Origin of the sequence: Flavobacterium suaedae (genome assembly GCF_014642915.1) — a bacterium.
GTDB classification, from domain to species: Bacteria; Bacteroidota; Bacteroidia; order Flavobacteriales; family Flavobacteriaceae; genus Flavobacterium; species Flavobacterium suaedae.
Genome location: NZ_BMJE01000001.1, coordinates 1 through 14,261, shown reverse-complemented (window position 1 = coordinate 14,261; position 14,261 = coordinate 1). Strand labels below are relative to the sequence as shown.

Annotated in this window: 7 protein-coding genes; 2 read left to right on the top strand and 5 right to left on the bottom strand. The window is 38.7% G+C overall.

What is annotated here, in order from left to right:
- Position 1: 1 nt before the first annotated feature.
- The 3 genes from IEW45_RS00030 to IEW45_RS00025 form a co-directional block, all read right to left on the bottom strand.
- Positions 2–4,342: a CusA/CzcA family heavy metal efflux RND transporter gene (locus IEW45_RS00030; protein ID WP_188619175.1), complete on the bottom strand. Its 4,341-nt coding sequence runs from the start codon at positions 4,340–4,342 to the stop codon at positions 2–4.
- Between the two features lie 82 nt (positions 4,343–4,424).
- The gene (locus tag IEW45_RS14875; protein WP_373283142.1) at positions 4,425–4,751 is read right to left on the bottom strand and encodes a DUF6660 family protein; all 327 of its coding nucleotides are present in this window, start codon (positions 4,749–4,751) and stop codon (positions 4,425–4,427) included.
- A gap of 389 nt (positions 4,752–5,140) precedes the next feature.
- Positions 5,141–5,314, bottom strand: coding sequence for a hypothetical protein (locus IEW45_RS00025; protein WP_188619174.1), 174 nt, complete (start codon positions 5,312–5,314; stop codon positions 5,141–5,143).
- Positions 5,315–5,949: 635 nt separating this feature from the next.
- On the opposite strand from IEW45_RS00025, the gene IEW45_RS00020 reads away from it, so the two are divergent.
- The gene (locus IEW45_RS00020; RefSeq protein ID WP_188619173.1) at positions 5,950–7,965 is read left to right on the top strand and encodes a BCCT family transporter; all 2,016 of its coding nucleotides are present in this window, start codon (positions 5,950–5,952) and stop codon (positions 7,963–7,965) included.
- A gap of 34 nt (positions 7,966–7,999) precedes the next feature.
- Here IEW45_RS00020 and galA read toward each other — a convergent pair whose 3' ends face one another.
- Positions 8,000–10,840 (bottom strand): beta-galactosidase GalA, encoded by a 2,841-nt coding sequence (gene galA / locus IEW45_RS00015; protein ID WP_188619172.1) that lies wholly within the window; start codon positions 10,838–10,840, stop codon positions 8,000–8,002.
- A gap of 240 nt (positions 10,841–11,080) precedes the next feature.
- On the opposite strand from galA, the gene IEW45_RS00010 reads away from it, so the two are divergent.
- Entirely contained in the window at positions 11,081–11,545 is a 465-nt protein-coding gene (locus IEW45_RS00010; protein WP_188619171.1) for a hypothetical protein, read from the top strand.
- Positions 11,546–11,634: 89 nt separating this feature from the next.
- Here the strand turns inward: IEW45_RS00010 and IEW45_RS00005 are convergent.
- Positions 11,635–14,261 (bottom strand): Ig-like domain-containing protein (locus IEW45_RS00005; RefSeq protein WP_188619170.1); only part of this gene is annotated, 2,627 nt, incomplete at its 5' end.

Here is a 14,261-nt window from a genome sequence, read left to right as displayed (position 1 = left end):
ATTATTGGTTTAATAGAAATTGAAGGTAGATCACCGCCTGGTTATGCTTGTTCACCGCATTGATATAGTTCGTCCTTATATTCAGGGCTGTTTCCAGGCCCTGCATATATTCAACATAGGATATATCACCATTCATGTATGCCTTCGTCGAATTATTAACGATAGTATCGGCGTTGGGCAATGCTGTGGCATTATAGTAGTTTATCAGCGATTCAAAAGTGCTGAGCTGTTCCAGCTGCTGTTGAAATTCACCCTGTAATTGTGCCAGGAGGTAATCTGCGTTCATCTGCTGTACTTCAACATTGGTCTTGGCAGCCCTGATCCTGGCTGACCCGCTCCCTGCGAAAATAGGTATCCCGATGCCTACCGAAAATCCCTGAAATTGCAGGGAGCTGCCATAGTTGACCGGCGAACCGTTGACATCCTGCACACCTCGCATGGACTGGATAAAATAACCTGCTGTAAAATCAGGCATCAGGGCAGAACGCTCCACCCTTGAGCCGGCTTTGGCTACTTCCAGCTCCTGTACTGCGAGCTGTACATTGGCATTTTGCTTCAAACGGGCCGAATCACGTACGGCGATACCCACAAGCGGAATGAAGGTTGTATCGGTAATGGTGAAGTCTCCTTCAAGGTTCAGCAGGATCCGCATCCTGGAATGCTCCACTTTTATCATGGTCTCGTTTTGCTTGATCTGCTGCTGCAGTTCCTGCTGTTTGGCAATTGCCATGGTGTTTTCAAGGGATCCCGTCTCCCCTGTCCGGAATTTCAGGTCGGCTGCCCGTACAAATTTCTGCATATAGCCGTTTTGTTCCTGAAGTATCTTATTGAGCTCTGTATAATAAAGCATGGCGTTCCATGATTGCCGTACCCTGTAGGACAGCTCTTGCTTTGTGACCGCAACGCGCAGTTCCGATGCTGCGGCGGTCTCATTCAACAGTTTCCTCCGCGCCCCAAACTGGAAGGGGCTGAAATTCTGGGAAATACTGATATATTTATCCTGGGCGGCGGTGTTCACTTGACCGAAGGTCCCGCTAACTTCAGTCTTAGGCAAATCAAAAGCCGTCCCCTTCAGCTGTGACTGCATACGGCTCTCCAGTAAGGAGGACTGGACACCTTTATTATTCTGGACTGCTGTTGTAATGGCGGAATTCACATCCAGGCTCTTTATCGTCTGGGCGTTGCCCGAGATCGAGAACAGCAGCGCTATAATGGAAGCAACCCCGATTTTTGATTTGTATCCAAATCCCTTCTCAAAATAGTAATACAGTATCGGCAGCACTACAAGGGTTAGCAGCGTAGCTGTGATGAGCCCCCCGATTACAACCGTTGCCAAGGGTTTCTGCACCTCGGCACCCGCACCCGTACTCAGCGCCATTGGCAAAAAGCCCAGGGACGCCACCGATGCGGTAAGGATTACAGGCCTGAGCCTCGCCTTCGTGCCTTCATGGATGCGTTTGAAAATATCAGTCATGCCTTCTGATTTAAGTTGGTTAAAATAGGCGATCAGTACGATACCATTTAATACCGCCACTCCGAACAGGGCTATAAATCCGACACCAGCGGAAATACTGAACGGCATACCTCTCAGCCACAGCGCAAACACGCCGCCTATTGCCGAAAGGGGTATTGCGGTAAAGATCAGGATGGATTGCTTCAAAGATTTAAACGTAAAGTACAGCAATACGAAAATCAGCGCAAGAGCCGCAGGCACGGCAATCATTAGGCGCTTGTTAGCCTCCACAAGGTTCTCAAACTGTCCTCCGTAAGTAATGTAATAACCTGCAGGCAGCTTAAGGCTTGCTCCGAGCTTATCCTGTATTTTGTTCACAACCGATTCCACATCTGCCCCACGGACATTAAACCCTATAACTATCCTGCGCCTGCCGTCTTCCCTGCTGATCTGCATCGGCCCTTCCTCGTATTTGATATCGGCTACCTGCTCCAAAGGGATTTGGCTGCCCGATGGCAGTGTAACGTAAAGCGATTTAAGGCTGCTGATATCCTGCCTGCTTTCTTCTTCCAGCCTTACCACCAGGTCGAAACGTTTCTCGCCTTCATATACAATACCTGCTTTCTCGCCTGCAAAACCCATGCGGATCACCCTGTTCAGGTCACCTACATTCAGCCCGTAGAGCGCAAGCCTGTCCTTGTTATAGCGTATCGTTATCTGGGGGAGGCCTGCAACCCGCTCTGCCTTTGCATCAGCGACCCCGGGTATATCTTTGATCATTTGGGTAACCTCGTCTCCCTTGCTAACCAGCATATCGATATCCTCCCCAAATATCTTGATGGCCACATCGCTCCTTACCCCTGTCATTAGCTCATTCATACGCATCTGTACCGGTTGCGAGAACTCCGTAGTAGCCCCCGGTATTTCCTCCAGGGCTTCCTCCATTTTTTCCATGAGCTCTTCTTTGGTCTCTGCGGAGGTCCACTCATCCTTGTCTTTGAGTATGATGATCATGTCACCTGCCTCAATGGGCATAGGGTCCGTCGGGATTTCGGCGCTGCCTATCTTGGTGACGATCATTTTAATTTCCGGAAATTTATCCTTAAGTATTTTTTCAGCTTTGGTAGTGGCCTCAATTTCCTGAGACAGCGAACTTCCCGACGCTATTATAAGGTGTGTAGCAATATCACCTTCGTCCAGAGTAGGTATAAATTCCCCTCCCAACGAGTTGAAAACTAAAAGCGCAGCAGTAAATAATGCCACCGAAAACCCAAGTATCGTTCCCTTTACATTCAGTGCCCTGTCAAGCAGGGGACGATAAATATTGTATACCGAAGAAATGATCCTATCGCTAAAATTTGGATTATGTCCGGTTTCCTTTTTAAGCACCAAAGCACTCATCATTGGCACATATGTCAGGGAAAGTATAAACGCCCCTAGGATAGCAAATGATACGGTTTGTGCCATTGGCCCGAACATTTTACCTTCCACACCCACAAGGGCCAATATCGGCAGGTAAACTATCAGTATGATGATTTCTCCAAAGGCCGCACTGCTACGTATCCTTGAGGCAGCCCCGTAAACCTCCGCATCCATCTCGTTGACGGTAAGCTTTTGTTTCTTCCTGACTTCAAGCCTGTGAATGATAGCTTCTACAATTATGACCGCACCATCTACAATAATACCAAAATCGATAGCACCGAGGCTCATCAGGTTACCGCTGACACCAAATAATTTCATCATGCTAATAGCAAACAAAAGTGCAAGTGGGATTACTGAAGCCACGACCAGTCCTGCACGCCAGTTACCAAGCAACAACACCAGTACAAATACCACAATCAGGGCACCTTCTATTAAGTTGGTCTGAACGGTATCTATAGCATTATCAACCATAACGGTTCTATCAATAAACGGCTCAATGGCAACGCCCTCAGGTAAGGTAGCTTTAATCTGTTCCATCTTATCCTTCACGCGTTGTACAACCTGTCCACTGTTCTCTCCTTTAAGCATCATTACAAATCCGCTTACCTCCTCGCCCTTGCCATCTTTGGTAACCGCTCCGTAACGGATGCTGCTCCCAATCTGCACCTTTGCCACATCCCTTATAAGGATAGGTATGCCATTAACATTCTTAATAACAATCTTATTGATGTCATCAATACTGCTAACCATTCCTATACCCCTGATAAAGTAGGCATAAGGCTTCTTGTCAATATAAGCTCCTCCTGTATTTTCGTTATTGGCTTCAAGCGCTTCGAAAATTTCGGCAACTGTCGTATTCATGCTTTTAAGGCGGTCCGGCTGCACGGCAATTTCATATTGCTTGAGCAGGCCGCCAAGGGTATTTACCTCTGCCACGCCGGGTGTCCCGGTTAATTGCGGTTTTATGATCCAGTCCTGTATGGTGCGCAATTGGGTCGCATCATACTTATCCTCAAAACCTTTTTCAGGAAAAACTACATACTGGTAAATTTCACCAAGACCTGTACTTATCGGGGACATTTCCGGAGTACCCAGGCTCTTCGGGATAATATTCTCCGCCTCTTTTATGCGCTCTGAGATTTGTGCACGCGCCCAGTAAATATCGACATCTTCCTTAAAAACAATGGTTACCACGCTTAGCCCAAAGCGGCTTATGGAGCGAAGTTCTACTATCTTGGGTATCGACTTTACGGATTGCTCAATAGGGTAAGAAATAAGTTGTTCCACCTCTTGGGTTGCAAGTGTTGGAGAACTGGTAATAATTTGTACCTGATTATTTGTAATATCAGGCAAGGCATCGATTGGAAGGTTATACAATGAGTATGTGCCCACTACAACCAATACCAAAGTCAATAAAGCAACAATAAACTTATTGTTGATGCTAAAACGTATGATTTTATCTAACATTGAAAATTTATTAGTATAATGATTTAATAAATACCACCACATATATACATGCGGCATAACCCGGCTCATCGCCGGAAAATCATTAAACTAATTGGGGTGGCTGCCAGATGGAGCCATGAAAATCGGACTTTACCGATTGGTAGAAGTTTGAAATTAGAGCAGAAGGTATTTCAGGAATGAAAATACAGAACTCCGTCACAGGTTGTAATACTACACCTACAACACAACTGCTGCAAACGCAAAAGGGTGTACAAATTTCCATATCATGATGTTCATCGTCTGCCTGTTGACTCAATTGCACTGAGTTTGTGTTACCAAGAGAAGCATGGGCATCACTGCAAGGCAATATCATTAGCACCAGTAAATAAACTGATAAAAACTTGATAAATATTTGCCTTGTTTTCTGCATCGTTTGTAAAAATAGAAAATAAATTTCAATATATCATCCTTAAACAAAATTACCCGAAATAGAAACTGATTGTACCTCCACTATATTATCGGTTTCTAAACACCTCCAAAAATTAGCAAATTTGCACTTTTTCGTTCAAAAAATATTTTACATTTGTGGTCTAACCAGCAGCCCTTCGCTGGTATGTCTTTGACAGTCAAACAAATGGTTCGTTTGTGATGTTTGTCGATATTTGGATAAAAACTGTATCCCTATTGTACCTCACAACCCTGAAATTCAGCAATATAAAGACTTGCTAATTTCTGTATCGGAAAATAATGTTTTAAAACCTAAAATTAGACTGACTTAATTTTTCTTCTCTTCCAATATTACCTTTCAGAATTAAATATTTATTTATCCTTTTTTTTATCTGCATTATCCTTATTCTTTTCCGAGGAAATATTTTCATATCGGTTAGGATCTGTGCCGGAAGGATCTTTTTCTGAATCAAAATGTCCACTTCCTTCGTTAATTCTTTCCTCTCTTGTAATATTGAGACCATTTTTTTCTTTATCAGTTTCCATAACAAAAAGTTTTATAATTAATTACTATAAAGTTAATTATACTATTTAAGTGTTAGTTGTATAGATATGTTAATTGCTGATAAAGTAAAGTTAAATAGTAATATCGTTTTTTAATATAAATAATAGTTAGTGAAAGAGATGAGCAGAGTAGTAATAGCTGGTACTCTGATGATAATTTAATTTTTATGACTTTTTACATTTAAAAAATAGTAGAATCCAAAAAGCTAAATAAGCGCTGTAAATATTGCTGAGATAAAAATATTGGGATGTGCACGAAATAATCCTTCACCAGAACAAGCAAGGTCAAAACCTTCCCTGTCTATCATCTTTTTGTATTTCTGTCTTAGCACTTTAAGTACGTCATCAGCTCATTATGTTTCTACCCCGAAAAGTTTCCCATTCTGGCATTATCGAAAGAAGAGTTAACAAAACATTGGAAAACAGCAATATAAAGGCTTTATAATTTCTGTATCGGGAGGTAAACTAGAATATTAATATCTTTGCATAAATAATAACCAATTGCACTACCTTTTCTTAATATAATTATGTATTCCCTGTACAGAATTCAAATCATTATTAAGACATAAAAAAGAGTATAAGCAAAACAAGCTTACTACATACCAAAGTATTATTTTATGAATAAATTCTTTAAGTTGAGAACAACCTTTAATAAAGGAGTAACTGTACCCAGTTTACTATTTATAATTCTCATTTGCTTACTCTCTGCTGTTTTTCCTACACTTACGGAAAGTGCACTTAATTACATAAAAACATTCATATTTGTAAACCTTAACTGGGTATATGTTTGGGCTGTTACCATATTTGTAATATTCCTGGTGTACTTGATGTTTAGTAAATATGGCAATATTAAACTGGGAAAAAACGATAGTAAACCTGAGTATTCGTTTTTCTCATGGATTTCAATGTTATTTGCTGCCGGAATGGGGATTGGCTTGATGTATTTTAGTGTGGCAGAACCTATGCAACATTATTCTAATGAAATATTTTCGGGCAGCCACTATGTTAACCGTGCAAAGAATGCACAGCTTTATACCTTCTTCCATTGGGGTGTACACGCCTGGGCTATTTACGGAATTGTAGGACTTTCACTCTCCTACTTCGCTTATAGGTACAGATTACCGTTATCGTTAAGAAGTTGTTTTTATCCGCTGCTAAAAAATAAAATTAATGGCCGCTTGGGTAATGCGATAGATGTTTTTGCTTTGTGCAGTACCTTTTTCGGTATCACTACAACTCTTGGTTTTGGAGTAGTACAAATAAGTTCAGGACTAGAAACATTAAACATTCTTCCCGGTAACAACTTTACAAACCAAATAATAATAGTAGCTATACTGGTATCCATATCCATTATCTCTGCTGTTGCAGGGGTTAATAAAGGCGTGAAACTATTAAGTAGTATCAATATAATCAGTGTAATTATTTTACTGCTTTTTGTGCTTTTACTTGGTCCTACAGTGTACTTACTGGGAAGCTTTACCGAAGGAATAGGAGGCTATATAAACAACTTTTTCAACCTTACTTTTAGTACCCATGTGTATGATGAAGAAACACTCCCTTGGTTTTATAACTGGACTATTCTTTACTGGGCATGGTGGATTTCATGGTCGCCTTATGTAGGTTTATTTATTGCTAAAATCTCTAAAGGGCGAACTATAAGAGAGTTTATATCGGCAGTACTTATTATCCCTACCCTATTCAATTTTATATGGATGTCTGTTTTTGGTAACAGTGCTATATGGTTTGATGTAAATAAGGCGGGTGGTGCACTTAGCAAACTGGCAGATAACCCAGATGCTTTAATGTTCCGATTTTTAGAATATTTACCGTTCCCTGCTGTAGTAAGCTTTTTGGTTATAGCTATTATAATCATATTTTTTGTAACCTCTGCTGACTCCGGTATATTTGTTATGAACAGTATTGCTACAAAAAATGCAAAAATATCACCGAAATGGCAAACTATAACATGGGGTGCATTACTTGCTATATTATCACTTTTATTGCTTAATGCGGGTGGACTTAAAGCCCTGCAGAGTATGACGTTAATAACAGCCCTACCTTTCTCAATAATTATACTATTGTTTATGGTAAGTTTAGTTAAAGCACTGGCTATTGACCGAAATTATTACGAACGTGATTTTTCTGTTTCAACTGTTTCATGGTCGGGAGAGTTTTGGAAAGAACGTCTTAAACAAATAATTTCTTTCAATGATAAAAAAACAATTGATGATTTTATAGAAACAAAAGCAAAGCCTGCATTTAGAGAGCTACAAGAAGAGTTTACTAACAATGAAATAGAAACTAAAATTAATGAATATGAAAACCCTAAAAGGGTAGAAATTGAAATTCATTATGATATAGTAAACAACTTTAAGTACGGTATTGAAAACAAATCAAGAGATGTTTCGGAATATATTGTTAATGAAGATAACTTACCGGATATTGATGAAAATAAAACATTTTACCCACGTGCGTATTTTGGTGATGCACGTGAAGGGTATGATGTACACTTGTTTACAAAAAATGAACTAATATCTGATGTGCTTAAACACTACGAAAGGTTTATAGAAATTATTATTGAAGAGAAAAACGAAATGTTTATCAGCAGTAATGTAAACCGAAAAATGAAATAAGGTTATTAACCTGAATAATCACAAAAAAAATAGATTATTTCTTTATAACTATAGTGTCTGATTTTAAATCTTTTGCTGTAGCTGTTACTGTAATTTCATTATCACTGCCATCAGTCTGCACAATTACTTGAGCATAACCGTTAAACAGTTTACGCTTCCATGATTCTGAAGGTGTTATTACTTGTATTATACCAGGGCTACTATTAATAACAGCCCAATCATTTACTTTATGTATTGGTGTAGCTATAATGTGTAGTGTATTAATACCTTGCTTTAAAACCCCATTATTAAGCACATATTTTTGTGAATCTTCTTGTGACGGAGCTATTAAATGCCCATTTACAAAAACTGCTGTTTCCTCACCTATTTTTTCATAGAAAAAAGTAATCTTATCTTTTTTAGATAGTTCATCTAATTTAAAAGTTGTTTTATAAATATAGCTTGGAGCAAGGTTTTTATAATCTCTATCCTTAAAAGCTTCTTTCCAATCGCTTTCATTATATTCAGATAATGTTTCAGGAAGCACCTCACTTGCAAGTGCCTGTTCCTGTAATTGAGTAAATGCAATTGTTGTTATATCATCTAAAAACTTATCCTTTTCTAAAGAGGTTGGATTACCGTTCCCTACACCTATTATTTTTCCGCCACCGTTTACACTAAAAGTGATTTCATTATTAGCTGTAGGCACATGTAAGTCTTTTTTATCAAGAGTTTCAACTGTTATAACAGCAATATCATCACTCCCGGTTAATTGCTTTTTATGTGCTATTAAGGCTATTTTTTCAGGATTACCTGTTGTTTTCTGTACATCCGTCAGCACCTTTTTACCATTATTATAACCAACAGCCTTTATTTCTCCTTTTTTATACGTAACCTGCCATTCTAAATGGCTGTTTTGTTTCATTTTCTTTTTACCAAGGCTTTTATTATTTAAAAACAATTCTAGCTCTTCACAGTTAGAATATACCCATACCGGTATTTCTTCTCCTTCTTTACCTTCCCAGTTCCAATGTGGGAACACGTGGACTACAGGCTCAGTCCCCCACCACGACTTTAAATAATATACATTGTCTTTAGGAAATCCGCATACATCCATCATCCCGAAATACGATGTTACCGAAGGCCAACCGTAAGGTGTAGGCTCTCCGCGATAGTCAAATCCTGTCCAGATAAACATTCCCGCCAAATATTCTCTGTCAGCATAAAAATTCCAACCTTCTTCTATACTGTAAAAGCTGGGTCGTGGTTTAACATCGTAAGCACTTTTATAATGTTTTTCATCATCAGTAAAATATACACCTCTTGTTGCAAACGTAGAGCCTTCTTCCGAGCCCATCCCCGGTTGCTCTTTATACTCATTACGGTGCGCATCAATATCACCATTACCAAGGTAATTATACCCCATAACTTCTACTACAGATGATATTCCGCTTTTAAAACCGCTACTTATACCAACAGACACAGGTCTGGTAGAATCAATAGTCTTAACATAATCCTGCAGGGTAAGTGTAATACGCTCCCCTACTATACCGCCTTCTATTTTCCACTCTTCATTTCCTACAGACCAGCATATTATACTTGGGTGATTCCTATCGCGCTCTATCATCTTTCTTAGATTATCCAAATGCATTTTATTAATTCCCATTAATCGGGCTTCATCAATAACAAGCATACCTAAACTATCACATGCCTCCAATAACTCAGGGGTTGGTGGGTTATGCGAACACCTGTAAGCATTAGAGCCCATTTCTTTTAACTTACTAATTCGGAAATATTGAAGCTCATCAGGCATAGCTGCTCCTACTCCCGCATGGTCCTGATGGTTGTTTGTCCCTTTTAATTTTACATGTTTTCCATTTAAAAAGAAGCCTTTCTCTGCATCAAAATAAAAACTGCGAATACCAAATTTTGTAGTGTATTGGTCTATTAGGTTATTGTTTCTCTTTATTTCTGTTACCAGTTTATATAAATTAGGGCTATCTATATCCCATAACTGAGGGTTATTTACTTTTAAAGTAGAATTTACTGTAGTTGTGCCATAAAAATCAGGAGCTTGTGCTTTTTGACTTGTTTTAGCAACCTGTTCGCCTTTTTGATTAAAAATAGTTTGTACTATTTCTACCTCACCTTTTTTACTTCCTTTGTTTTCAATAGTTACCTGGGCAGTAACATTTGCAAAATCATCTTCTATATCAGTAGTTACATAAGTGCCATTAGTCGCAACATGCAGCGGTTCTGTTTTTTTGAGCCATACATGCCTGTATATTCCTGCTCCTTCATAAAACCACCCTTCCTCCATAGAGGCATCTACACGAACAGCTATAGTATTCTTGCCGCCATAGTTTATATAATCGGTAACATCGTATTCAAAACTGTTATACCCACTCTCTTCTGTACCTAAAAAGTGTCCGTTAAACCAAACTTTAGAATTTCTGAAAACACCATCAAACTGTAAGGTAATTATTCGTCCTAAATCACTCTCCGGTATATCTATTTTCTTTCTGTACCACCCAATACTTTTTTCAGGATAACCTTTACCGGCTGCTTTAAACCCATGGCTAAAACTTCCGTTTTCATCAAAAGGTTGTTCTACAGCCCAGTCATGCGGTATATTAAGTAATCGCCATGCTCTGTCATCAAAATCAGGTGCTGCCGCCCCGTCTCCGTTTCCTGCTTTAGCTAAATAAGAAAAGTACCCTGTAGCATGATTAAAATCTTTGTCAGTATCATATAGATGCCCGAAAGCAAATCGCCAGTTATGATCTATTGCTATTTTTTCCCGTACAGCTATACTCTTAGCTGTACTTTGAGAATAAATATTTTGGATAAACAGTAATATTATTAAAATTAAAAAACGATGAAAAATAGTGACCATAAATTACGTTTTGTTCAGATACTAAATCGATAAAGTTGCAATTCGATAAATTTACCACTAAAACATATCTTTTGGTTTATAATATATTATCAAAAACTAATAGTATGTTTAACCATTGTAGGTACAAAAGAAATAAGTTATATAGCCAATATTTTTTGGCAAACTGTTAACCTAAATACTTTTTGTTAATCTATAACTTTAATAAGTAAGTATTAAAACATTACTTAAATACAGTGGATTATGGAGAGTACTATAAACAAAATAATAATAGCGGGAGTAGCAGGAACAGTTTTTATGTCGCTTTACAGCTACTTAAAATCAAAAAAAGAAAAACAAATATATGTAGAAGCAGAATTGTTGAACAGACTTATTGATAAATCTGAAAATTTTCCGAAAATTAAAAACAAAAAAGTAAATCCTTACGGATGGATAATACATACCGGTGCAGGTATACTTTTTGTGTCAGCTTATCATTTAGCAATTAAAAACAAACTATTAGATAAAGACTTATTATCATCTATGCTTGCCTTTGGGTCTGTTAGCGGGGCTGTAGGTATTATTACTTGGGAACTAACTTTTTTACAGCATAAAAACCCTCCATACAACAACCGTTCAGGATATTACAGTCAATTATTTATAGCTCATATTATTTTTTCGGTATTTGCTACTACAACATATAATTATCTAAATACAGAAAATAACTAAACAGATATTAATACTATACTATTAAGTATAATTAATAAAAAAAGTCCACGCTTTCGCGTGGACTTTAATTTATATAACTAATGTATTAATTAGTTAACAGAGTTCTTTACTACTTTAACAGTTATTACTCCTGTTTCAGTTTCAACTTGCATAATGTAAGTTGCACCTTGTAGCGAACGCATATCTATTTTAGCTGTTGTAGCATTTACTTCTTGCGTTAGTACCACTTGTCCCATCATGTTAATTAATGTAACAGATGTTATCATGTTGTTGTTCTCTACGTTAAGAACATCAACTACAGGAACAGGATAGTAAGTAAGCTTATTAGCTTCAAATACATCTGCTCTAAGTGATACAGTAACAGTTACTGCAAGTGAATCAACACTTTCACAACCATCTACAGTTTGAGTAGCGTAATACGTTACACCATCTACAAGTATTGTAGAAGCATCAAGTGCATTTTCATGGTTTGCAGCATCTTCTGCAGAAGCATACCATACTATATCAGTACCATCAACAACAAGATCTGCAAATGTTGCATTTTCACCCACTATTTGTGCATCATCACCAGTTGGTGCAGGAGTCATAGTTATTGTAACCATAACAGCTGTTCTTTCAGTACTCTCACAAGTACCTACAGTTTGAGATGCATAGTAAGTAGTACCATCTAATAATACTGTGTCACCAGCAAGTGGCTCATCAGTAGTTTCATCAGCATACCATAAAACGTTATCACCTGTAGCAACTAAATCTGCAACAGTACCTGCAGTACAAATTGTTTGGTCTTCGGCAACAGGAGCAGCAACTACATTTACTGTTACGTCAACTGCTGTTCTTGGACTTTCACAATCGTTCATTGTTTGCGATACGTAGTAAGTACCTGTAGCAAGCATAGCATCTGAAACTAACGCTTCTCCACCTGTTTCATCTGCATACCACTGGATGTTATCTCCTGTAGCAATTAAGTCAGAAACCATAGCTTCATTACAGAATTCTTGTGCCTCTGCTGTTGGTGCTTCAGTTACATTAACTGTTACGTCAACTGCTGTTCTTGGGCTCTCACAATCATTCATTGTTTGCGATACGTAATAAGTACCTGTAGCTAGCATAGCATCTGAAGCTAATGCTTCTCCACCTGTTTCGTCTGCATACCAAAGTAAAGCAGTTCCTGTAGCAGCTAAGTCAGAAACCATAGCTCCTGAACAGAATACCTGAGCTTCTGCTGTTGGTGCTTCTGTTACGTTAACTGTTACGTTAATCGCTACTCTAGCTGCACTTTCACATTCATTAATTACCTGAGATGCATAGTAAGTACCTGTTGAAAGAACAACATCTCCTTCAAGTGCAGTACCACCTGTAACCTCTGTATACCAAAGTATAGTACCTTCACCTGTAGCAACTAAGTCAGAAACTACAGCTTCGTTACAGAATACCTGTGCGATAGCCGCCGGTGCAGGAGTAACATTTACTGTTACTTCAACTGCTGCTCTCGGGCTTTCACAGTCATTCATTGTTTGTGTAACATAGTAAGTACCTGTAGCAAGGTTTGCTGTTGATGCAAGTGGGTTAACCGCTGTTTCACTAGCATACCACTGGATATTATCTCCTGTAGCTTCTAACTGTCCTACAGTACCAAAGTTACAGAATACCTGAGCATCTGCTGTAGGTGCAGGAGTAACATTTACTGTTACACTAACTGCTGTTCTTGAAGCACTTTCACACTCATTAAGTGTTTGAGAAACATAGTAAGTACCTGTAGCAAGCATAGCGTCTGAAGCTAATGCCTCTCCACCTGTTGCAACATCATACCATAGTACATCTGTTCCTGAAGAAACAAGGTCTGAAACCATAGCTTCATTACAGAATACCTGAGCTGAAGCTGAAGGTGCAGGTGTAACATTTACAGTTACGTCAACTGCAGTTCTTGTTGGGCTTTCACATCCGTCTACTGTTTGAGTAGCGTAGTAAGTAGCAGTAGCTAAATCTGTTGAAGCATCTAGAGGAGTACCTCCTGTTTCAACATCATACCATAATACATCAGTACCTTCAGCAACTAAGTCACCTACAGTACCTTCGTTACAGAATACTTGTGCATCTGCTGTTGGAGGCATTACCTCTGCAGGTTCTGTAATTTCTACCGAACCAGTTGCAGTACATCCGTTAGCATCTACAATATTTATTGGATAAGTTCCTACTGATAATCCGTCAACAAATAATGACGCATCAGGAACACCGCTCCAAGTTGTACCATTAATAGTATACTCAAATGGTGCAACACCGTTTGTTAAGTTAATAGTTACAGAACCGTCGTTACCATTGAAACAACTAACATTTGTATCAACTACAACATCAACTACAATAGCTGCAGGTTCTGTTATAGTTATTGATTCAGTCGCTGTACATCCATTACCATCTGTTACATTTACAGGGTAAGTTCCCGCTGATAATCCTTCTACAGGTATAGTCGTATTATCAGGAAGGTTACTATACGTAGTGCCATTAACAGTAAGTTCAAATGGTGCTGTACCTCCTGTTGCTGTTACTGAAGCAGCCCCTGTAGAACCTCCGTTACAAACTACATTTTCGTCAACTACAACATCAACTACAATAGCTGTTGGTTCAGTTACTTCTACTGATTCGGTTGCTGTACATCCGTTGGCATCGGTTACGGTTACATCGTATGTTCCTGCTGATAAGCCTGCTAAGTCTTCTGTGG

Coding starts and splice junctions, on each gene's coding strand:
- IEW45_RS00030 (WP_188619175.1), bottom strand. CDS start 4,342: ATGTTAGATAAAATCATACGTTTTAGCATCAACAATAAGTTTATTGTT.
- IEW45_RS00010 (WP_188619171.1), top strand. CDS start 11,081: ATGGAGAGTACTATAAACAAAATAATAATAGCGGGAGTAGCAGGAACA.
- IEW45_RS14875 (WP_373283142.1), bottom strand. CDS start 4,751: ATGCAGAAAACAAGGCAAATATTTATCAAGTTTTTATCAGTTTATTTA.
- galA (WP_188619172.1), bottom strand. CDS start 10,840: ATGGTCACTATTTTTCATCGTTTTTTAATTTTAATAATATTACTGTTT.
- IEW45_RS00025 (WP_188619174.1), bottom strand. CDS start 5,314: ATGGAAACTGATAAAGAAAAAAATGGTCTCAATATTACAAGAGAGGAA.
- IEW45_RS00020 (WP_188619173.1), top strand. CDS start 5,950: ATGAATAAATTCTTTAAGTTGAGAACAACCTTTAATAAAGGAGTAACT.